We start from the raw sequence: 21,674 nt of genomic DNA on the forward strand, positions 1-21,674 counted from the left end.
ACTGGCAATCGCAATCACATTGTCGTCAATCTCCAGTTCCTCTAGCTGATGCCCGGCATCTGTACGAAAAAGCAGGATCTTTGCCACCGGCTCATGCTTGAAGCCCTCTACCAGAACCAGATCTAACGTCGCATGATCCATTCTGCTGGCCAGAAACGTTAAGTCGAGTGCCGCTTCGTCCGGGGTTTCGGTCATCAAGGCCCACCGCTGCTGACTGGCGACAAGGGTTTGTGCTGCACCCGCCTTGCGTAACTCATAGCTATCCTTGCCGGGCTTATCGACATCCATATTGTGATGCGTATGCTTAATCAGGCCGGGACGAATACCCCGTTCACAGAGAGCAGGGATCAGACGCTTGAGCAGCGTAGTTTTACCTGTACCGCTCCATGCGGCTATGGCGAGGATCGGCTTCATTTTGTCTCCTGCCTGGCGGTGAGATCGTCCGGCGTATTGATATTGATAAATGCCGAGCGGCAATCGCTAAAGTCCACAGCATGCCCTCCGGCCTGGCGCATAAACACCATCACCCGCCGTTCACCGGCTGCCAGGTAAGCCGCAAGCTGCGGGATCGCCTGGCGATGGACCAATGCAATGGTGGGATGATCGCGCTCGCCGTCCGTCACCCATACCACCGGCGCGTCCTTACGTTCAGAGGCCAGTCGTGCTGCCAGGTCAGACGGTACGCCCGGCGTATCGCACGGACAGAACAGGAACCAGTCGGCTGCCGTCTGTTGCATTACGGCCAGCATACCGGCCAACGGACCGGGGAAGTTATCCAGCGTATCCTCAATAACGGCCAGGCCGCTTGCCCGGTAGCGATCGAGATTGCGGTTAGCGCTCAGTACGACACGATCTACCTGTTTAGCCAGACTGTTAGCGACGTGTTGCCAGAGCGGAGTGCCGTTGAGCAACAATAATCCTTTATCTTCCCCACCCATACGCGACGCTTTGCCGCCCGCAAGCACGACACCCGTAATGTCTAGTCCACTATTCACCAATATCGCCTCTTTTATTGTGGGTTTAACCCTGCTAACGTGTCTCTCTCAAGAGTAAGGAGCACTGGCCATGAAATGTAAACGTCTGAACGAAGTAATTGAACTCCTCCAGCCCGCCTGGCAAAAAGAGCCCGAGCTTAACCTGATGCAATTCTTGCAAAAATTGGCGCAGGAGTCAGGTTATGACGGGGAGCTAACCGATCTTTCTGACGATATCCTGATCTATCATCTCAAAATGCGCGACTCGGCAAAGGATGCCGTTATTCCTGGGATCCAGAAAGATTATGAAGAAGATTTCAAAACCGCTCTGCTGCGTGCCCGGGGCGTAATTAAAGAGTAAAAGGTTGTAAGCGGTGCAACGGAAAACGCTACGAAATGATATCCTGAACTATTCGTAGTAATTTCCGGATGATGGGATGAACGACAACGCTTTTACTTTCCAGACGCTACACCCGGATACCATCATGGATGCGCTGTTCGAACAGGGGATCCGGGTGGATTCCGGTCTTACCGCGCTCAACAGTTACGAAAACCGTGTCTATCAGTTTCAGGATGAAGATCGCCGCCGTTACGTGGTGAAGTTTTACCGTCCGCAGCGCTGGTCGGCAGAACAAATCAGCGAAGAGCACCAGTTCGCCCATGAGCTAATGAACGATGAGGTACCGGTTGCCGCCCCGCTTGAATTCAATGGACAGACGCTGCTGACGCATCAGGGGTACTACTATGCCGTATTCCCAAGCCTCGGGGGGCGTCAGTTCGAAGCCGATAACCTGGATCAGATGGAGTGGGTAGCGCGTTATCTCGGCCGCCTGCATCAAACCGGGCGTAAAAAAGTCTTCACCCATCGTCCCTCCATTGATGTTAATGAGTACCTGATTGAGCCTCGTCACGTCTTTGAACGGTCGACGCTTATTCCTTCTGGCCTGAAAGCCGCTTTCCTCAACGCCACGGATTCCCTTATCGAGGCGGTAATGGCGCACTGGCATACGCGTTTCGATCTGCTGCGCCTGCACGGCGACTGCCATGCCGGGAATATTCTCTGGCGTGACGGGCCGCTGTTTGTCGATCTCGACGATGCCCGTAACGGCCCGGCCGTTCAGGATCTGTGGATGCTGCTCAACGGCGATAAGGCCGAGCGGCGTATGCAGTTTGAGACGATCGTTGAGGCCTATGAAGAGTTTAGCGAGTTCAACACCGATGAAATCGCGCTCATTGAACCTTTACGCGCCATGCGTATGGTTTATTATTTGGCATGGCTGATCCGCCGCTGGGACGATCCCGCATTCCCCAAAAATTTCCCATGGCTTACCGGGGAAGACTATTGGCACAGGCAAACTCTGACCTTTATTGAGCAGGTTAAGGTTCTGCAAGAACCGCCTTTGCAACTTACGCCGATGTATTAATTTGACACGTTCAGGAGAGTATTAACCATGAAGAAAATTTGGCTGGCGCTTGCAGGTCTTATTCTGGCATTTAGCGCATCTGCGGCTCAGTTCACCGAGGGTAAACAGTACATCGCCCTTGATAAACCGGCGGTGGGAGAGCCGCAGGTGCTGGAGTTCTTCTCCTTCTACTGCCCGCACTGCTACGATTTTGAACGCGTGTGGCACGTTTCTGACACGGTGAAACAGCAGCTGCCGGAAGGCACTAAAATGACGAAATATCACGTCGAGTTCCTGGGCCCATTGGGTAAAGATCTGACCCAGGCATGGGCTGTCGCAATGGCGCTGGGCGTAGAAGATAAGATCACTGCCCCGATGTTTGAAGCGGTGCAGAAGGCTCAGACCGTGACTACCGTCGCCGATATTCGCAAAGTGTTTGTTGATGCCGGTATTAAAGGCGAAGACTATGACGCCGCGTGGAACAGCTTTGTGGTGAAATCCCTGGTTGCCCAGCAGGAGAAAGCCGCCGCCGATCTGCAGCTGCAGGGCGTTCCAGCCATGTTTGTTAACGGTAAGTATCAGGTTAACCCGCAGGGAATGGATGCCAGCAGCATGGACATCTTCGTTCAGCAGTATGCCGCAACGGTAAAATATCTGGTTGGTCAGAAGTAAGCAGAAAGCCGGTCAATGACCGGCTTTTTTATCGATTTTGTCGTGCGCCATATTGATGTAGTTCAAAAACAGAGTGCAGAGCGAATTAAACGTCACTGACCGTCCGCCACACCAATCCTACACATGACCAAAACCTTATATCCACATGGAGTAAATTGTCACCTAATGGACGTAAGGATCGCGATCCTTTTTCTATTTATATGATTTGAATAGATAAATAAACAGGCCCGCCAATTTCACATGGTCTATTATTTCTTCAGCAAAAAAGCATGCACAAAGTTATCCACAGGATAATAATGCGAACGATCGCGACGATCCGGAAATCTTTTCCACGAATTACCGTGAAAAACTCAAGTTTTCGTCCGGTATGTGGCATCCTTTAACCATAAATTATTAAACAGGCACGGATATCATGGTTCAGATCCCAGAAAACCCACTAATCCTCGTTGATGGCTCTTCTTATCTCTATCGCGCTTACCACGCGTTCCCACCGCTGACTAACAGCGCGGGAGAGCCAACCGGCGCCATGTACGGGGTGCTGAACATGCTCAGAAGCTTGATCATGCAGTATCAGCCCACGCATGCCGTAGTGGTGTTTGATGCGAAAGGGAAGACGTTCCGTGACGAACTGTTTGAGCACTATAAATCCCACCGTCCGCCGATGCCTGACGATCTGCGCTCACAGATCGAGCCGCTGCATGCGATGGTGAAAGCGATGGGTCTGCCGCTGATGGCCATTTCCGGCGTTGAGGCGGATGACGTTATCGGTACGCTGGCGCTGGAGGCCGAAAAAATGGGACGCCCGGTCCTGATCAGCACCGGCGATAAAGATATGGCCCAGCTGGTCACGCCGAACGTGACGCTGATTAACACCATGACCAACACCATTCTCGGCCCGGAAGAGGTGATCAATAAATATGGCGTGCCGCCTGAGCTGATCATCGATTTCCTTGCCTTGATGGGCGACTCTTCAGATAACATCCCAGGCGTGCCGGGCGTGGGTGAAAAAACCGCGCAGGCGCTGCTGCAGGGGCTGGGTGGTCTGGAAACGCTGCTTAACGAGTCCGATAAGATCGCTACTCTCAGCTTCCGCGGGGCAAAAACCATGGCGGCGAAGCTGGAGCAGAATAAAGAGGTAGCTCGCCTCTCCTATCAGCTGGCGACCATTAAGACCGACGTTGAGCTGGAACTCTCCTGCGAGCAGCTGACGGTACAGCAGCCTGCCGCAGATGAGCTGTTGAGCCTGTTTAAACGATATGAATTCAAACGCTGGACGGCGGATGTCGAAGCGGGAACCTGGTTGCAGGGCAAAGGCGCGAAACCAGCCGCGAAGCCGCAGGCGGCTCCTGTCGTGGACGTTGAAGACGAAGACGATGAGCCTGCGACACCGCTCTCCGCAGAGCATTACGTTACCGTTCTGGATGAGCCGACGCTGAACGAGTGGATTGCGCGACTGAAGAAAGCGCCGGTATTTGCGTTCGATACGGAAACGGATAGCCTGGACAACGTTAGCGCTCAGCTGGTGGGCCTGTCATTTGCCACCGAACCTGGTTTAGCCGCCTATGTGCCGGTCGCACACGACTACCTGGATGCGCCAGAGCAGCTTTCCCGCGATCGCGTCCTGGAACTGCTGAAGCCGATTCTGGAAGATGAAAAAGCACTGAAGGTAGGGCAGAACCTTAAGTTCGATCGCGGCATTTTGCAGAACTACGGCATCGAGCTGCGTGGCATCGCCTTCGACACTATGCTTGAGTCCTATATTCTCGACAGCGTCGCCGGGCGTCACGATATGGACAGCCTCTCCGCTCGCTGGCTGAAGCACCAGACCGTGACCTTTGAGCAGATTGCCGGCAAGGGTAAAAACCAGCTGACCTTTAACCAGATCGCACTGGAAGAGGCCGGTCACTACGCGGCGGAAGATGCTGACGTTACGCTGCAGCTGCATCTTAAGATGTGGCCAAAGCTGGAGAAACACGCGGGCCCGCTGAATATTTTCCAGAACATCGAAATGCCGCTGGTGCCGGTGCTCTCTCGCATCGAGCGTAACGGGGTGAAGATCGATCCGGCGGTACTGCATAAGCACTCCGGCGAAATCACGCTGCGTCTGGCCGAGCTGGAGAAAAAGGCCCATGAGATCGCCGGCGAAGCGTTTAACCTCTCCTCAACCAAACAGCTGCAGGTTATCCTGTTTGAAAAGCAGGGTATTAAGCCGCTGAAGAAGACACCGGGTGGCGCACCCTCAACCTCAGAAGAGGTGCTGGAGGAGCTGGCGCTGGACTACCCGCTGCCGAAGGTCATTCTGGAGCATCGCGGCCTGTCGAAGCTGAAATCGACCTATACCGATAAGCTGCCGCTGATGATCAATCCTAAAACCGGGCGCGTGCATACCTCCTATCACCAGGCGGTCACCGCAACGGGACGACTCTCATCCACCGATCCGAACCTGCAGAATATCCCCGTGCGTAACGAGGAGGGACGGCGCATCCGTCAGGCGTTTATTGCCCCTGAGGATTACGTCATCGTCTCTGCGGACTACTCGCAGATTGAGCTGCGCATCATGGCGCATCTGTCTCGCGACCAGGGGCTGCTCTCTGCCTTTGCCGAGGGCCAGGATATCCACCGCGCCACGGCGGCAGAGGTATTTGGTATGCCGCTGGAGAGCGTATCAAACGATCAGCGCCGCAGCGCGAAGGCGATTAACTTCGGCCTGATCTACGGCATGAGCGCCTTTGGTCTGTCGCGCCAGCTGAACATCCCGCGCAAAGAGTCGCAGCGTTATATGGATCTCTACTTTGAACGCTATCCGGGCGTGCGTGAGTATATGGAACGCACCCGGGCACAGGCCAAAGAGCAGGGCTACGTTGAAACGCTGGAGGGGCGTCGCCTCTATCTGCCGGACATCAAATCCAGCAACGCCGCGCGCCGGGCTGGGGCTGAGCGTGCTGCAATTAACGCCCCGATGCAGGGCACGGCGGCAGATATCATCAAGCGAGCAATGATCGCCGTGGATGCCTGGCTAGAGGCGGAGCAGCCGCGCGTGCGTATGATTATGCAGGTACACGATGAACTGGTGTTTGAAGTGCACAAAGACGATGTGGAGCAGGTTTCTCAGAAGATCCATGAGCTGATGGAGAACAGCACCCAGCTGGACGTTCCGTTGCTGGTGGAGGTGGGCAGTGGTGAAAACTGGGATCTAGCGCACTAACCTTTGGCGTAATGACGCAGTTTTATGTAAGTAAGCAACATAAGATAGAGCTTTTTGTGATGATCATTAGAATTACCTATGTAAAGAATGAAAAAAAATTACAAAAAGCGTTTGTAACCGCCTAAAAAAAGAGTAGAGTTAAAGACGTAGGGTACAGAGGTAAGATGTTCTATCTTTCAGACCTTTTACTTCACGTAATCGGATTTGGCTGAATATTTTAGCCGCCCCAGTCAGTAATGACTGGGGCGTTTTTTATTGGGTTACTCTTCGGCGTCTGCTTCCGTCACCGGCGTCAAATCGCTAAACCAGCTATCCAGCTTCGCCTTCAGCTTGTCCACGCCCAGCTTCTTCAGGGATGAGAACGCCTCAACCTGGACGTCACCGTTAAACGCCAGCACCGCCTCACGCACCATATTCAACTGTGCCTTGCGCGCGCCGCTCGCCAGCTTATCGGCTTTGGTCAGCAGCACCAGCACCTGAATTTCGCTCTCAACCGCCCACTGGATCATCTGCTGATCGAGATCTTTCAGCGGATGGCGAATGTCCATCAGGATCACCACGCCCTGCAGGCACTGGCGCTTCTCCAGATACTCACCCAGGGCACGCTGCCATTTGATCTTCATCTCTTCCGGGACTTCGGCGTAGCCGTAGCCGGGCAGGTCAACAAGACGCTTGCCTTCCGTGACCTCAAACAGGTTGATAAGCTGGGTACGGCCCGGCGTCTTAGAGGTTCGCGCCAGGCTCTTCTGATGCGTCAGGGTATTCAGGGCGCTCGATTTACCCGCATTGGAACGGCCGGCAAAGGCCACTTCTATTCCGATATCGGCAGGTAAGTGGCGAATATCAGGCGCACTGGTCACAAAGTGCGTCTGTTGATAATTCAAATTAGTCAAAGCGGTCGTCTCCATAAGTAAAGCTTTGGGGGATTATACCTGAACGCAGGAAAAAGGCGGCTTTTCTCGCCATACCCCTTTCATGGCCCTACTGGCTATAGACTTTGTAAGATATTGGCTACTTTACGTCTGCGATATTTCAGAGTAATTGCAGGTTCCATAAAGCTGTAATTCTTTATAAATCAAAAAGATACATGATTAGAATTTTCTGAATTTAGCTATTTATGCCGCTTTGCGTCTTGTTACTTTTTTCTAACACGGTAAAGTAGTGGGCAAAGGCGAGGAGCGCCGGGGGAACGTGACTTAGGGAAAAGGGGTCAGGAGCGCCAGGAGGCGAAGACACTGGATAGCCAGGATGGCGAACGTCAGGAGACGTGATACACAGGGAAATGGACCGCAACAGGGAACGTTCATGCTAAGGGATAAACAGGGTCGGTTGTAAGCAAACACGGAATAGTTAACCCGCTGAGGGTGGGTGGTCAAGAAAAAAGGCGACAGTTTACTCTGTCGCCTTTTTTCTTTGCTTGCTTTCTGCTAGATTCCGCCGCAATTCTATACTGAATAAAACGGCTCAAAGATCAAATATGATGAATAAACCCGCATCGTCTCCGCGTGGCAAAGGCCCCGCAAAAGCGCACCGTAAAACGCGCGATGAAATCAATCAAGAAGCACGCGACCGTAAGCGTGATAAAAAGCATCGTGGCAACGCGGCAGGCAGCCGTGCGTCCGGCAGCGATGGTGCATCCGGCTCTCGTGGCCAGAAGCAGCAGAAAGATCCCCGTATCGGCAGTAAAACTCCTGTACCGTTGGGCGTAACCGCTACTCCGGTCACCCGTCAGCACAAACCCAAGAGCGAGAAACCTATGCTTTCACCGCAGGCTGAACTGGATTTGCTGGAAACTGATGAGCGCCTGGATGGGCTGCTGGAACGTCTGGAGAATGGCGACATCCTGAGCGCAGAAGATCAGGCATGGGTTGACGCTAAACTGGACCGCATTGACGCGCTGATGCAGCAGCTCGGTCTCTCCTACGACGATGATGAAGACGAAGAAGAAGAAGAGGAAAAAGAGGATATGATGCGCCTGCTCAAAGGTGGCAACTAATCCCTGGACTCCTCGCTTTACAGCATGGGCTTGCTCGTCCTGCTTATAACCCTTCCGGTTATGTGTTATCTGGCGTGGTTATTCGTTAAACTACGCCGGTTGTCGCAGCGACAAAAGTGGCTGCGCAACCGGCTTGCACTTCGTCATGGGGGCAGGCCAGGCCGTCGTCGTCGTCAGCGGCGCTACCCGAAGGAGTGAGCATGTCTTCGCAGTTAATCGACTGGGATCTGGCCCTGATCCAGAAATATAACTATTCTGGGCCGCGTTATACCTCATACCCGACCGCCCTTGAGTTCGCCGAGACCTTTGGCGAAGCAGATTTTCAGCAGGCCGTGACCCGCTATCCTGAGCGTGCGCTGTCGCTCTACGTGCATATCCCGTTTTGTCACCGACTGTGCTACTTCTGCGGCTGCAATAAGATCGTTACCCGCCAGCAGCATAAGGCGGACCAGTACCTCGATGCGCTTGAGCAGGAGATTATCCACCGTGCGCCGCTGTTTGCCGGCCGTCAGGTCAGCCAGCTGCACTGGGGCGGCGGGACGCCAACCTATCTCAACAAAGCGCAAATTAGCCGTCTGATGGGGCTGCTGCGCCACCACTTCAATTTCAACGCCGATGCTGAGATCTCTATCGAGGTCGATCCACGTGAAATCGAGCTGAACGTGCTTGATCACCTGCGCGCCGAGGGCTTTAATCGCCTGAGCATGGGGGTACAGGATTTCAACAAAGAGGTGCAGCGGCTGGTCAACCGTGAGCAGGATGAGGAATTTATCTTTGCGCTATTACGCCATGCGCGCGAGATTGGCTTCACCTCTACCAATATCGATCTGATCTATGGTCTGCCGAAGCAGACGCCGGAAAGCTTCGCCTTCACCCTGAAACGCGTTGGGGAGCTTAACCCGGATCGGCTGAGCGTATTCAACTATGCGCACCTGCCAACGCTTTTTGCCGCGCAGCGGAAGATTAAGGATGCCGATCTGCCTTCGGCGCAGCAGAAGCTGGATATTCTACAGCAGACGATTACCTCGCTCACCGAGGAGGGCTATCAGTTTATCGGTATGGATCACTTTGCGCGCCCGGATGACGAACTGGCCGTGGCCCAGCGCGAAGGGGTGCTGCACCGCAATTTCCAGGGCTACACCACCCAGGGCGATAGCGACCTGTTAGGCATGGGCGTATCGGCCATCAGCATGATTGGCGACTGCTACGCGCAGAACCAAAAAGAGCTGAAACACTATTATCAGCAGGTGGATGAGACCGGTAACGCACTGTGGCGAGGGATTGCCCTGACAAGAGATGACTGCATCCGCCGGGACGTCATCAAGTCGCTGATCTGCAACTTCCGCCTGGATTTTAGCGCGGTAGAAAAGCAGTGGGATCTCGATTTCGCCGACTACTTTGCAGACGATTTAAACCTGCTTGCCCCGTTAGCAAAAGACGGGCTGGTGGCGGTGGATGCGCACGGCATTCAGGTGACGGCGAAAGGCCGACTGCTGATCCGCAATATCTGCATGTGCTTTGATGCCTATCTGCGCCAGAAGGCGCGACTACAGCAGTTTTCTCGCGTGATTTAACAGATCGGGAGCGGTAGGCCCGGTAAGCATCGCGCTACCGGGCGTTTTCCTGCTATTCCATCCCTAACTCTTTCAGCTTGCGCGTCAGGGTATTGCGTCCCCAGCCGAGCAGCCTTGCCGCTTCCTGCTTATGTCCCTGAGTATGCCGCAGGGCGGTGGTCAGCAGGGTACGCTCCATCTCCGGCTGCGCCTCAGAGAGCAGGTTTTGATGACCGGAACGCAGGGCGCGATCTGCCCACTGCGCCAGCAGCGTGGCCCAGTTATCCGGCAGCGTCTGGGTCGGGCTGTCAGGCACTGTCGTCTCAAACAGCTCGCTGGGGAGATCCTGGATCAGCACTTCCTGACCCGCAGCCATCACCGTCAGCCAGCGGCAGGTGTTCTCCAGCTGGCGAACGTTGCCCGGCCAGGCAACGCGGGTCAGCGCCGCCTCGGTCTCCGGATGCAGCTGCTTGGCTTCTACCCCCAGCTCGCGGGCGGCCACCTGTAAAAAGTGGCGAGCCAGGCGGGGAATATCTTCCCGCCGCTCACGCAGGGGCGGGAGATGCACGCGGATCACGTTCAGGCGATGGAAGAGATCCTCACGGAACTTGCCCTCCTGCACCCGCAGCTCAAGGTTCTGGTGGGTGGCGGCAATGATCCGCACGTCCACCTTCACCGGCGCATAGCCGCCGACGCGGTAAAACTGCCCGTCCGCCAGCACGCGCAGCAGGCGCGTCTGTACGTCCAGTGGCATATCGCCGATCTCGTCCAGGAACAGCGTGCCGCCGTCGGCCTGCTCAAAACGTCCCTGCCGAACGGTATTTGCGCCGGTAAATGCCCCTTTCTCATGACCAAACAGCTCGGACTCAATGAGATCCTTTGGGATAGCGGCCATGTTGAGGGCAATAAAGGGCGCTTTAACGCGCGGGCTGTGGCGATGCAGGGCGTGGGCGACCAGCTCTTTACCGGTCCCGGACTCGCCGTTGATCAGGACGCTAATCGACGAGCGGGAGAGGCGGCCAATGATGCGAAACACATCCTGCATAGCGGGCGCTTCACCGATGATATCCGCGGTGGGGCCAAAAACCTGCACGTTACGCGGCTGCTGCTGCTCCTGATAGTGGCTGATGGCGCGCTCAACCAGCGCCACCGCCTCGTCGATATCGAACGGTTTAGGCAGGTAGTCAAAGGCTCCCTGCTGGTAAGCGCTAACGGCCGCATCGAGATCGGAGTGCGCGGTCATAATGATGACCGGGAGCATGGGATGTCGCTGTTTGATCTGCTTCAGCAGCGCCAAACCGTCCATGCCCGGCATGCGGATATCCGACAGCAGCACGTCCGGGGTTTTCGTGGTCAGCGCGTCGAGCACCTCATTACCACTTTCAAACGTTGTACAACTCAAGCCAGCCCCGGTGAGGGCACGTTCAAGCACCCAGCGGATGGAACTATCGTCATCAACAATCCATGCTATCCCTCGTTGCATCATCGTCACCTTTATTTTTTAATTGGCAGGTAAACCGAAAACTCGGTATGACCCGGCCAACTGGTAAATTCAATTTTGCCGGAGTGTTGATCAATCAAACTGCGGGCAATTGACAGCCCAAGCCCGGTCCCACCTTCGCGTCCGCTTACCATGGGGTAAAACAGCGTGTCTTGCAGATGCGATGGGATACCCGGCCCGTTATCTTCAATATCAATACGCGCGGCCAGACGATAGCGCGCGCCGTGCAGCGTAAGCTGGAAAGCCGTGCGGGTGCGCAGCGTAATTTCGCCGCCTTCTGGCCCCAGCGCCTGCAGGGCGTTGCGCACGATATTCAGCAGAACCTGCTCAATCTGGTCGGGATCGTGCGGTAACTCCGGCAAGCTGGGGTCATAGTCACGCACCAGGGTGACGTTCTCCGGCAGCTCCATCGAGACCAGCTTCACCACGCGCTCCGCGACTTTGTGAATGCTTTCGGTCACGTGCATGCCTGGATGCTGCGGCCCCAGCAGGCGATCGACCAGGTTACGCAGCCGGTCCGCCTGCTCAATAATGACGTTAGTGTATTCAGTTAGCGCCGGATCGGGCAGCGCTTTGCTCAGCAGCTGCGCCGCGCCGCGCAGGCCGCCCAGCGGGTTTTTAATCTCATGGGCGAGGCCACGCACCAGATCGCGTGCGGCGACCTGCTGGGCCTGCTGGAGCTGCTCCTGGCTCAGGCGTCGCTGGTTATCCATCGGTGCCATCTCCAGCAGGATCAGCCCTTCAGGCAGTCGTTGTGCCGTGACGGAGAGGATATGCGAGCGAGCATCGATCACCAGAGTCACTTCGTTATCGGTAAACCCTTGTCCGGCCTCCAGGCTCTCCTGCATCAGGGCGACGTTCAGGGAGAAATAACTCAGCAGCTCCGGAAGAGGGGTACCAAACAGCTTGCGTGAGCTTTGTGCCAGCAGCTGTTGAGCGGCGGGATTCGCGTAGTGAATCGCCAGCTCGTCATCAACCAGCAGGATGCTGTTGATCAAAGCGTTGAGGATCTGCCCAGCATCGGGCAGCGTGCCAGTTGCCATTAAGCAGTCTCCTGAAATGATGTGCACTCTTTTAGTGCATTATAGCTTTTTGTGTTCAAAAAGCCCGAAATATCAGGTGGTTGGCGGAGAAAAAAGCCCATCCTGGGATGGGCTAAAGTTTCCACGGCAACTTAAAACAACTTCAAATTAAACGCTGTAGTACAGTTCGAACTCAACCGGGTGCGGCGTCATACGAACACGGTCATTCTCTTCGATACGCAGGGCGATATAGGCATCGATCGCGTCGTTAGTGAACACGCCGCCTGCGGTCAGGAACTCGCGGTCTGCATCAAGCGCCTGCAGGGCCTCTTCCAGGGAGCCAGCAACCTGCGGAACTTCTTTCGCCTCTTCCGGCGGCAGGTCGTACAGGTTTTTGTCCATGGCTTCGCCTGGGTGGATCTTGTTCTTGATACCGTCAAGACCGGCCATCAGCAGGGCAGCGAAGCACAGGTACGGGTTAGCCGCCGGGTCCGGGAAGCGCACTTCGATACGGCGCGCTTTCGGCGAGGTGACTACCGGGATACGGATAGAGGCAGAGCGGTTACGGGCAGAGTAGGCCAGCATAACCGGTGCTTCGTAACCCGGGACCAAACGCTTGTAGGAGTTAGTGGTCGGGTTCGCCAGGGCGTTGATCGCTTTAGCGTGTTTGATTACGCCGCCGATGTAGAACAGGGCTTCTTCAGACAGGCCAGCATATTTGTCGCCAGAGAACAGGTTGGTGCCGTTCTTGGACAGGGACATGTGGCAGTGCATACCGGAGCCGTTATCGCCGAACATCGGTTTTGGCATAAAGGTCGCGGTTTTGCCGAAGCGATGCGCAACGTTGTGCACGACATATTTGTAGATCTGAATTTCGTCCGCTTTTTTGGTCATGGTGTTGAAGCGGGTCGCCACTTCGTTCTGACCTGCAGTCGCCACTTCGTGGTGGTGCGCTTCAACCACCAGACCCATCTCTTCCATCACCAGACACATGGTGGAACGGATGTCCTGAGAGGAGTCAACCGGCGGAACCGGGAAGTAACCGCCTTTCACAGCCGGACGGTGACCTTTGTTACCACCTTCGTATTTGGTGGAGGTGTTCCATGCGCCTTCGATATCGTCGATAGCCACGTGGGAACCGGAAATGTTGGCACCAAAGCGAACGTCGTCAAACAGGAAGAACTCTGGCTCAGGCCCGAACAGAACGGTGTCTGCGATGCCGGTGGAGCGCAGGTACTCTTCAGCGCGTTTAGCGATGGAGCGTGGGTCGCGATCGTAGCCCTGCAGTGTGCCTGGCTCAAGGATATCGCAACGGATAATCAGGGTAGACTCTTCGAAGAACGGATCAATAACCGCGGTAGAGGCGTCCGGCATCAGCACCATGTCGGATTCGTTGATGCCTTTCCAGCCACCAATCGAAGAACCATCAAACATTTTGCCTTCTTCAAAGAAGTCAGCGTTAACCTGATGGGCTGGGATAGTGACATGCTGCTCTTTACCTTTGGTATCAGTGAAGCGCAGATCGATAAACTTCACTTCATGTTCGTTCAGCATCGTCAAAACGTGTTCAGCGGACATACTTAACTCTCCCGGAATTTTTGGTCGTCGTGGTAACGAGGTTCTACACTTTATAAGTGGCACAATCGCCTTGCCTAAGATAAAGCGAAATCTGTGCCAACTTTTAAAACACCCCCAAAAGGCGCTATCATGCACGTCATAGTGCAAAAGGGCTGCACCATAATGGTTATCTTGCATCAATATAGTGCATCTGCGCGATCGTAGTGCACTGTATTGGTGCAATTTACATTAAGACAGCTCTCTACCGCTTCGTGAAACCGATCACAAAGCCCTACTTTCTATATTGTTTGTAAAGGTTCTTTGTGATCCTGTTCTGTACTGCGATTAATACGTGTACAATAACGCGCTATTTCTAATGCCTGAGGCAAAGTTGTGATCGAAAATTTGCGTAACATCGCCATCATTGCGCACGTTGACCATGGTAAAACGACCCTGGTTGACAAGCTGCTGCAGCAGTCTGGTACCTTCAGCGAGCGTGCTGAGACTACCGAACGCGTGATGGACTCCAACGATTTGGAGAAAGAGCGTGGGATTACCATCCTCGCGAAAAACACCGCTATTAAATGGAATGACTACCGTATCAACATCGTTGATACCCCGGGTCACGCCGACTTCGGTGGTGAAGTTGAACGTGTCATGTCCATGGTAGACTCCGTACTGCTGGTGGTCGATGCTATGGACGGCCCAATGCCGCAGACCCGCTTTGTAACTAAAAAAGCGTTTGCGCACGGCCTGAAGCCAATTGTCGTTATCAACAAGGTTGACCGTCCGGGCGCGCGTCCTGACTGGGTTGTGGATCAGGTCTTCGATCTGTTCGTCAACCTCGACGCCACCGACGAGCAGCTGGACTTCCCGATCATCTATGCATCTGCACTGATGGGTATCGCGGGTAACGACCACACTGACATGGCGGAAGATATGACCCCGCTGTATCAGGCGATCGTTGACCACGTTCCGGCACCGAACGTTGACCTTGACGGTCCGTTCCAGATGCAGATCTCTCAGCTGGACTACAACAACTACGTTGGCGTTATCGGCATCGGTCGTATCAAGCGCGGTAAGGTCAAGCCGAACCAGCAGATCACGCTGATCGACAGCGAAGGTAAAACGCGCAACGGTAAAGTGGGTAAAGTACTGACTCACCTCGGTCTGGAGCGTATTGAATCCACCGAAGCTGAAGCAGGCGATATCATCGCGATCACCGGTCTGGGCGAGCTGAACATCTCCGACACCCTTTGCGATCCGCAAAACGTCGAAGCGCTGCCGGCACTCTCCGTGGATGAGCCGACCGTTACCATGTTCTTCAACGTCAACACCTCACCGTTCTGCGGTAAAGAAGGTAAGTTTGTGACCTCGCGTCAGATCCTTGACCGTCTGAACAAAGAGCTGGTGCACAACGTGGCGCTGCGCGTAGAAGAGACTGAAGATGCGGACGCATTCCGCGTATCTGGTCGTGGCGAGCTGCACCTGTCAGTTCTGATCGAAAACATGCGTCGTGAAGGCTTCGAACTGGCTGTGTCCCGTCCGAAAGTTATCAACCGTATGATCGACGGTCGTCTGCAAGAGCCGTTCGAGAACGTGACTCTGGATATCGAAGAGCAGCATCAGGGCTCGGTTATGCAGGCAATGGGCGAGCGTAAGGGCGATGTTAAAGACATGATCCCTGACGGCAAAGGCCGTATTCGTCTGGACTACCTGATCCCGGCACGTGGCCTGATCGGCTTCCGTACCGAGTTCATGACCATGACCTCCGGTACTGGTCTGCTGTACTCTACCTTCAGCCACTACGACGACGTGCGTCCGGGCGAAATCGGCCAGCGTAACAACGGCGTGCTGATCTCCAACGGCCAGGGCAAAGCAGTCGCGTTCGCACTGTTCAGCCTGCAGGATCGCGGTAAGCTCTTCCTGGGTCACGGTGCTGAAGTGTATGAAGGCCAGATCATCGGTATTCACAGCCGTTCTAACGACCTGACCGTGAACTGCCTGACCGGTAAGAAACTGACCAACATGCGTGCGTCGGGTACCGACGAAGCAACGGTTCTGGTTCCGCCGATCAAGATGTCCCTGGAGCAGGCGCTGGAGTTCATCGATGACGACGAACTGGTAGAAGTCACCCCGACCTCTGTCCGTATCCGTAAACGTCACCTGACCGAGAACGACCGTAAACGTGCGATGCGTGGTCCTCGCGACGCGTAATCTGTTTTTCGCATGACGATAAAAGCCGCTGATATTCAGCGGCTTTTTTTATGCTTTCGGCAAAACCTCTCCTGCTGGAATCTGTGGCAGAGCAGCTATTCACCATCTGGATTTCCCGCTACAGTTAACTCTCCACGGCAAGCAAGGAGAGAAAAATGCTCTATATCTTTGATTTAGGTAACGTGATTGTTGATATCGACTTTAATCGCGTGCTGGGCACATGGAGCGATCTCAGCCGGATCCCGCTGGCGACGCTAAAGCAGAGCTTTACCATGGGCGAGGCGTTCCATCGCCACGAGCGGGGCGAGCTGTCGGATGAAGATTTTGCCGAAGCGCTGTGTCTGGAGATGTCGCTGCCGCTGAGCTATGAGCAGTTCTCCCACGGCTGGCAGGCGGTATTTGTCGGTCTACGCCCGGAGGTGATCGACATCATGCATAAGCTGCGCGCGCAGGGACACCGCGTGGTGGTGCTCTCTAACACTAACCGTCTGCACACCACCTTCTGGCCAGAGCAGTATCCCGAGGTGCGCGCCGCAGCGGATAAAATCTACCTCTCGCAGGAGATGGGAATGCGCAAGCCGGAGGCGCGCATCTACCAGGCGCTGTTGCAGGAAGAGGGTTTCTCCGCCGAGGATGCGGTCTTTTTTGACGATAACGCCGATAATATAGAGGGAGCTAACCAGTTGGGTATTACATCAATTTTGGTGACCGGAAAAGAGACGATACCGAACTACTTTGCAAAACAACTATGCTAAAAACCGTTCATCATAAAGCCAGTCACCATACTCGCCCGCTGCGGGCGTGGCTCAAACTGCTCTGGCAGCGAATCGACGAAGACAATATGACGACGCTGGCGGGTAATCTCGCCTACGTTTCGCTGCTGTCGTTAGTGCCGCTGGTAGCAGTGATCTTTGCGCTTTTCGCTGCATTTCCGATGTTTAACGACGTCAGCATGCAGCTGCGGCACTTTGTTTTTGCCAATTTCCTGCCGTCGACCGGCGATATTATTCAGCGCTATATCGAGCAGTTCGTGGCTAACTCCAGCAAAATGACGGCGGTGGGCGCGTGCGGCCTGATTGTTACCGCGCTGCTGCTGATGTATGCCATTGATAGCGCCCTGAATACCATCTGGCGCAGTAAGCGGGCGCGACCCAAGGTCTACTCGTTTGCCGTCTACTGGATGATCCTTACCCTTGGGCCGCTGCTAGCGGGGGCAAGCCTGGCGATTAGCTCCTATCTGCTCTCGCTGCGCTGGGCCACCGAGTTGGATAGCATGATCGATCACATCCTGCGTATCTTTCCGCTGATCCTTTCATGGCTCTCGTTCTGGCTGCTCTACAGCATCGTGCCGACAACTCAGGTGCCGAATCGCGATGCCGTCATTGGCGCGCTGGTGGCGGCGCTGCTCTTTGAGCTGGGAAAAAAGGCGTTCGCGCTTTATATCACCATGTTTCCCTCCTACCAGCTCATCTACGGCGTGCTGGCGGTGGTGCCTATTCTCTTTGTCTGGGTCTACTGGACCTGGTGTATCGTCTTGCTTGGCGCGGAAATAACTGTCACTCTCGGGGAGTACCGCAAACTCAAATTAGCCGCAGAGCAAGAGACATTAGACCAACCATGATTGCATTAATTCAGCGTGTTTCCCGTGCCAGCGTGACCGTGGAAGGTAACGTGACGGGTGAAATTGGCCCAGGACTTTTGGTGCTGTTAGGAGTCGAAAAAGAGGACGATGAGCAAAAAGCGAACCGTCTTTGCGAACGAGTATTAGGCTACCGTATCTTCAGCGATGCCGACGGCAAGATGAACCTCAACGTTCAGCAGGCCGGTGGCAGCGTGCTGGTGGTATCGCAGTTTACGCTGGCAGCGGATACCGAGCGCGGCATGCGTCCGAGTTTCTCTCGGGGCGCAGCCCCGGATCGCGCCGAAGCGCTGTATGACTATTTTGTCGAGCGCTGCCGCCAGCAGGAGATCGTTACGCAAACTGGGCAGTTCGCTGCCGATATGCAGGTTTCGCTAGTCAACGACGGTCCGGTTACCTTCTGGCTGCAAGTATGAGCCAACAGCTAGCCTGGCCCCAGGTCACAAGAGAGAGTGCTGCTATGTATCATCTTCGCGTACCGCAAACCGAAGCAGAATTAGAGCGCTACTACGCGTTTCGTTGGGAAATGCTGCGTAAGCCCCTTCATCAGCCGCGCGGCTCCGAGCGCGATGCCTGGGATGCGATGGCGCATCATCAGATGGTGCTGGATGAAGAGGGCCAGCTGGTTGCCGTCGGGCGGCTCTATATCAATGCCGACAATGAAGGCTCGATTCGCTTTATGGCCGTACACCCTGAGGTGCAGGATAAAGGGCTAGGCACGCTGATGGCGATGACCCTGGAGTCGGTCGCGCGTCAGGAGGGGGTTAAGCGGGTCACCTGTAGCGCCCGCGAGGACGCCGTGGAGTTTTTCGCTAAGCTTGGGTTTGTCAACGAAGGTGAGATCACCGCCCCACAAACCACGCCGCTGCGTCACTTTCTGATGATGAAACCCATCGCCTCGCTGGACGATATTCTGCATCGCGGCGACTGGTGTGGGCAGCTACAGCAGGCCTGGTACCAGCACATTCCGCTGAGTGAGAAGATGGGCGTGCGCATTCAGCAGTATACCGGGCAGAAGTTTATTACCACCATGCCGGAGACGGGTAACCAGAATCCACACAATACGCTGTTTGCCGGCAGTCTGTTCTCTCTCGCCACGCTGACCGGCTGGGGGCTGATCTGGCTGATGCTGCGCGAGCGTCACCTCGGCGGCACGATTATTCTCGCGGACGCCCATATCCGCTACAGCCATCCCATCACCGGTCGGCCCAGCGCGATTGCCGATCTGGGCTCTCTCAGCGGCGATCTCGACCGTCTGGCGCGAGGCCGTAAAGCCCGCGTCCAGCTGCAGGTCGAGCTGTTCGGCAACGACGTCGCCGGGGCTATCTTTGAAGGTATCTTTATCGTGCTGCCAGCGAAACCCTTCGGTTCGTACGAAGAGGGCGGTAACGAGGAGGAGTAGCGGAAGGGGGCGTCGAGGTGTAGGCCGGGCAAGCGCAGCGCCGCCCGGCAGTGTTACAGAGGATTATTCCCCTTCACCCGGGAACAGGAACGGGTTGATGGAGCTACGGGCGAAGCCCTCCTGCTCCATGCGGGCATCCAGCACCAGCGACGCCAGGTCGTCGGCCACCGGCTCCACGTTCGGGTCTTTTTCCTGATACAAAATCTTCAGGTAGGTACCGCAATCGCCACAGCTCTCCGCTTTGACCGAAGCCTGCTCGTTGTCCAGCGACCAGTAGTGTAGATCGCGGGTTTGCTCGCAGTTGCTGCACTTCACGCGCACCACGTGCCACTCGGTCTCACACAGGTTGCAGTGCAGATAGCGCAGCCCCTGTGAGGTACCTATCTGCACGATGCTGGAAACCGGCATGGAGCCGCAGACCGGACAGAACTGACGCTGCTCGCCATACTCGGCGCGGGCTTTACCCGGGATCAGGCTGGCCATCTGCGCCCAGTAGAGCGACAGCGCCGCCCAGATGAACGGCGACTTATCGCTGCTCACTGCCGCGAAGTTGCTGGCGAACAGGGCGCTCGCCATCTCTTCCAGTTCCTGAGTCGAGGCCTTCTCCAGATTCTCGATCACCGCCAGCGCCTGGCCGCTCATCTCTGGTTTTAGCTCGGCAATCAACGAGTGCAGCAGCTTATGCCAGTGGGTGTCGCGTGGCAGGACGTGAATATCCAGCGGCGGCTTGCCCTGCTCGGCTGCTTCTTTGATGCGGGCGGTCAAGTCCATGGTTAATGGATGATCGTACAGCACCACCTCCTGGGCATGGGCCACCAGCGCGGCAAAGCGCAGGAAGTCACCCAGCGGGTTGCTCTCGGCCAGCGTGCGCAGGCGTTCTGCTCGACGGTTGTAGAGATTTTTCAGCCTGGGAAACAGTAACGGCGGAATGGCTTCCGCCGCACGTTTCTCGCCTTTCTCCAACGCATCTTGCGGGATTATGCGAATACTCATTCAGCCTCTTTTTCCGATTTGCTCCGGACTTCACGATACCAGCGCGGGTGATGTCGCTCCGCCCAGGTTTTCGTTACCCATCCTTCTACCATGGCGGTAATCGTGCCTTTTACCCAGAGGGCGGCGTAGATATGCACCATAATAACCACAATTAGCCCGACCGCGGCAAATGAATGCAGCATGATCGCCAGGCGGATGGTTGGGATGGAGAAGTAAGGCGCGAGCCACGGACGCCACATGATAATCCCGCTGACCAGCAGCAGCACCAGCAGAATAATCGCTGCCCAGAAGACACACTTCTGGCCAAAGTTATAGCGCCCGGTGTCGCCGACCTCTTCGTTAACAATGATTTTCTGGATATTTTTCGCCCAGAAGATATCGTCCCGGTTGATCAGGTTGTGGTGCCAGTAGCGGAAAAACATGATGATAAACGAGGCAAACATCACCACCCCAACGAAGGGGTGGAGGATCCGCGCCAGCTGCGGCGTGCCGAGAATATTCATCAACCAGTTAAAGGAGGGGAAGAAAAACCCCAGCCCGCTCACCGACGCCAGCACGAAGCAGAAGGCGGTGACCCAGTGGTTGATGCGTTCCGGCGCGGTGTAGCGCACGATGGTGTCACGTTTTCTCATTTGCGCACCTCATCATCTTTTTTGTCGTGAAGGTTATCTTCATCATCGTCAGCGCGGTTTGGACCCACGCCCACGTAGTGGAAGACGCTGGCGGCAAAGGTCGCCGCAAAGCCGACGGCGGCGAGCGGTTTCCAGATACCTTTCCAGAACTTCACGGTGGCGCTGATTTCCGGGTTTTCCGGCAGGCCGTGATAGAGAGTCGGCTTGTCGGCGTGGTGCAGCACGTACATCACGTGTGTTCCGCCAACGCCAGCCGGATCGTACAGGCCCGCGTTATCGTAACCACGGGTTTTCAGCTCTGCGACGCGATCGCCCGCCAGCGCTTTCATATCCTCTTTGGAACCAAAGTGGATAGCACCGGTTGGGCAGGTCTTCACGCAGGCAGGCTCCTGGCCGACGGTCACGCGATCCACGCACAGGGTGCATTTGTAGACGCGGTTATCTTCCGGGTTCAGGCGCGGGACGTCGAACGGACAGCCAGCGATGCAGTAGCCGCAGCCGATGCACTGCTCAGACTGGAAGTCGACGATGCCGTTAGCATACTGAATGATCGCCCCTTCAGACGGGCAGGCCTTCAGACAGCCAGGATCGGCACAGTGCATGCAGCCATCCTTACGGATCAGCCACTCCAGTTTGTCGTTCTGCTCGACTTCCGAGAAGCGCATTACCGTCCAGGATTTGGCCGTCAGATCCGCCGGGTTATCATAGACCCCGACGTTATGACCCACGTCATCACGGATGTCGTTCCACTCTGAACAGGCCACCTGACAGGCTTTACAGCCGATGCAGGTGGTCACGTCGATAAGCTTCGCCACTTCGAGCTGGTGATCCCGCGCCTGAGGCGCGGGGGTAAAGCTGTTAGTCGCGGAACGACGAATAATGTCTTGCGATTGATAAGCCATAGGTCG

General features: G+C 55.5%; 21 protein-coding genes. 12 read left to right on the plus strand and 9 right to left on the minus strand.

The annotated features are described in order from the left end of the window. Both mobB and mobA read right to left on the minus strand, forming a co-directional pair. The coding region (mobB, locus tag FN633_RS02195) for a molybdopterin-guanine dinucleotide biosynthesis protein MobB (protein WP_154058797.1) at positions 1–414 on the minus strand (414 nt) is incomplete at its 3' end. Continuing rightward, entirely contained in the window at positions 411–995 is a 585-nt protein-coding gene (gene mobA / locus FN633_RS02200; RefSeq protein ID WP_154056582.1) for a molybdenum cofactor guanylyltransferase MobA, read from the minus strand. The genes mobB and mobA, both read right to left, overlap by 4 nt. A gap of 70 nt (positions 996–1,065) precedes the next feature. On the opposite strand from mobA, the gene FN633_RS02205 reads away from it, so the two are divergent. The 5 genes from FN633_RS02205 to spfP all read left to right on the plus strand — a co-directional run bounded on the left by FN633_RS02205 (position 1,066) and on the right by spfP (position 6,466). Then, on the plus strand, positions 1,066–1,335 hold the full coding sequence (locus FN633_RS02205; RefSeq protein WP_042394445.1) for a YihD family protein: 270 nt from the start codon (positions 1,066–1,068) through the stop codon (positions 1,333–1,335). Between the two features lie 76 nt (positions 1,336–1,411). Then, positions 1,412–2,398 carry a serine/threonine protein kinase gene (locus tag FN633_RS02210; RefSeq protein ID WP_154056583.1) on the plus strand — a complete coding sequence of 329 codons (987 nt, stop codon included), beginning with the start codon at positions 1,412–1,414 and terminating at the stop codon, positions 2,396–2,398. Between the two features lie 27 nt (positions 2,399–2,425). Beyond that, a complete protein-coding gene (gene dsbA, locus FN633_RS02215; protein WP_042394450.1) occupies positions 2,426–3,049 on the plus strand; it encodes a thiol:disulfide interchange protein DsbA in 624 nt (207 codons plus the stop codon). Positions 3,050–3,461: 412 nt separating this feature from the next. Next, positions 3,462–6,254, plus strand: coding sequence for a DNA polymerase I (polA, locus tag FN633_RS02220; protein ID WP_154056584.1), 2,793 nt, complete (start codon positions 3,462–3,464; stop codon positions 6,252–6,254). Positions 6,255–6,418: 164 nt separating this feature from the next. Beyond that, positions 6,419–6,466: a small protein SpfP gene (gene spfP, locus FN633_RS18670; RefSeq protein WP_071892919.1), complete on the plus strand. Its 48-nt coding sequence runs from the start codon at positions 6,419–6,421 to the stop codon at positions 6,464–6,466. Positions 6,467–6,514: 48 nt separating this feature from the next. Here the strand turns inward: spfP and yihA are convergent, their stop codons facing one another. Then, the gene (gene yihA, locus FN633_RS02225; RefSeq protein WP_208673914.1) at positions 6,515–7,147 is read right to left on the minus strand and encodes a ribosome biogenesis GTP-binding protein YihA/YsxC; all 633 of its coding nucleotides are present in this window, start codon (positions 7,145–7,147) and stop codon (positions 6,515–6,517) included. 587 nt (positions 7,148–7,734) lie between these two features. On the opposite strand from yihA, the gene yihI reads away from it, so the two are divergent. Further along, positions 7,735–8,250 (plus strand): Der GTPase-activating protein YihI, encoded by a 516-nt coding sequence (gene yihI / locus FN633_RS02235; protein ID WP_154058798.1) that lies wholly within the window; start codon positions 7,735–7,737, stop codon positions 8,248–8,250. Positions 8,251–8,450: 200 nt separating this feature from the next. Next, positions 8,451–9,824 (plus strand): oxygen-independent coproporphyrinogen III oxidase, encoded by a 1,374-nt coding sequence (gene hemN / locus FN633_RS02240; protein WP_154056586.1) that lies wholly within the window; start codon positions 8,451–8,453, stop codon positions 9,822–9,824. A gap of 52 nt (positions 9,825–9,876) precedes the next feature. On the opposite strand, the gene glnG is transcribed toward hemN, so the two are convergent. The 3 genes from glnG to glnA form a co-directional block, all read right to left on the minus strand. Beyond that, positions 9,877–11,286, minus strand: coding sequence for a nitrogen regulation protein NR(I) (gene glnG, locus FN633_RS02245; protein ID WP_042394458.1), 1,410 nt, complete (start codon positions 11,284–11,286; stop codon positions 9,877–9,879). An 11-nt stretch (positions 11,287–11,297) separates the two neighbouring features. After that, the gene (gene glnL / locus FN633_RS02250; RefSeq protein WP_042394460.1) at positions 11,298–12,347 is read right to left on the minus strand and encodes a nitrogen regulation protein NR(II); all 1,050 of its coding nucleotides are present in this window, start codon (positions 12,345–12,347) and stop codon (positions 11,298–11,300) included. 147 nt (positions 12,348–12,494) lie between these two features. Further along, on the minus strand, positions 12,495–13,904 hold the full coding sequence (glnA, locus tag FN633_RS02255) for a glutamate--ammonia ligase (protein ID WP_042394462.1): 1,410 nt from the start codon (positions 13,902–13,904) through the stop codon (positions 12,495–12,497). A 372-nt stretch (positions 13,905–14,276) separates the two neighbouring features. Between glnA and typA the strand changes: the two genes are divergently transcribed. The 5 genes from typA (at position 14,277) to fabY (ending at position 19,141) form a co-directional block, all read left to right on the plus strand. Continuing rightward, entirely contained in the window at positions 14,277–16,100 is a 1,824-nt protein-coding gene (gene typA / locus FN633_RS02260; RefSeq protein ID WP_042394464.1) for a ribosome-dependent GTPase TypA, read from the plus strand. A gap of 155 nt (positions 16,101–16,255) precedes the next feature. Then, positions 16,256–16,855, plus strand: coding sequence for a glucose-1-phosphatase (yihX, locus tag FN633_RS02265; RefSeq protein WP_154056587.1), 600 nt, complete (start codon positions 16,256–16,258; stop codon positions 16,853–16,855). Then, positions 16,849–17,721, plus strand: a complete 873-nt coding sequence (locus FN633_RS02270) for a virulence factor BrkB family protein (protein ID WP_154056588.1) — start codon at positions 16,849–16,851, stop codon at positions 17,719–17,721. The genes yihX and FN633_RS02270 overlap by 7 nt, the downstream gene beginning before the upstream one ends. Beyond that, positions 17,718–18,155 carry a D-aminoacyl-tRNA deacylase gene (gene dtd, locus FN633_RS02275; RefSeq protein ID WP_042394470.1) on the plus strand — a complete coding sequence of 146 codons (438 nt, stop codon included), beginning with the start codon at positions 17,718–17,720 and terminating at the stop codon, positions 18,153–18,155. The genes FN633_RS02270 and dtd overlap by 4 nt, the downstream gene beginning before the upstream one ends. 44 nt (positions 18,156–18,199) lie before the next feature. After that, a complete protein-coding gene (gene fabY / locus FN633_RS02280) occupies positions 18,200–19,141 on the plus strand; it encodes a fatty acid biosynthesis protein FabY (RefSeq protein WP_208673916.1) in 942 nt (313 codons plus the stop codon). 63 nt (positions 19,142–19,204) lie between these two features. Here fabY and fdhE read toward each other — a convergent pair whose 3' ends face one another. From fdhE to fdxH, 3 genes are read right to left on the minus strand one after another with little or no spacing between them, the layout of a single operon-like run. After that, positions 19,205–20,134: a formate dehydrogenase accessory protein FdhE gene (fdhE, locus tag FN633_RS02285; RefSeq protein WP_154056590.1), complete on the minus strand. Its 930-nt coding sequence runs from the start codon at positions 20,132–20,134 to the stop codon at positions 19,205–19,207. Beyond that, on the minus strand, positions 20,131–20,766 hold the full coding sequence (gene fdoI / locus FN633_RS02290; protein WP_042394479.1) for a formate dehydrogenase cytochrome b556 subunit: 636 nt from the start codon (positions 20,764–20,766) through the stop codon (positions 20,131–20,133). Before fdoI ends, fdhE begins: the two co-directional genes overlap by 4 nt. Next, positions 20,763–21,668 (minus strand): formate dehydrogenase subunit beta, encoded by a 906-nt coding sequence (gene fdxH, locus FN633_RS02295; protein WP_042394482.1) that lies wholly within the window; start codon positions 21,666–21,668, stop codon positions 20,763–20,765. Before fdxH ends, fdoI begins: the two co-directional genes overlap by 4 nt. Positions 21,669–21,674: the final 6 nt, after the last annotated feature.

It is taken from the genome of Pseudescherichia vulneris (genome assembly GCF_902164725.1).
Lineage (GTDB): Bacteria > Pseudomonadota > Gammaproteobacteria > Enterobacterales > Enterobacteriaceae > Pseudescherichia > Pseudescherichia vulneris.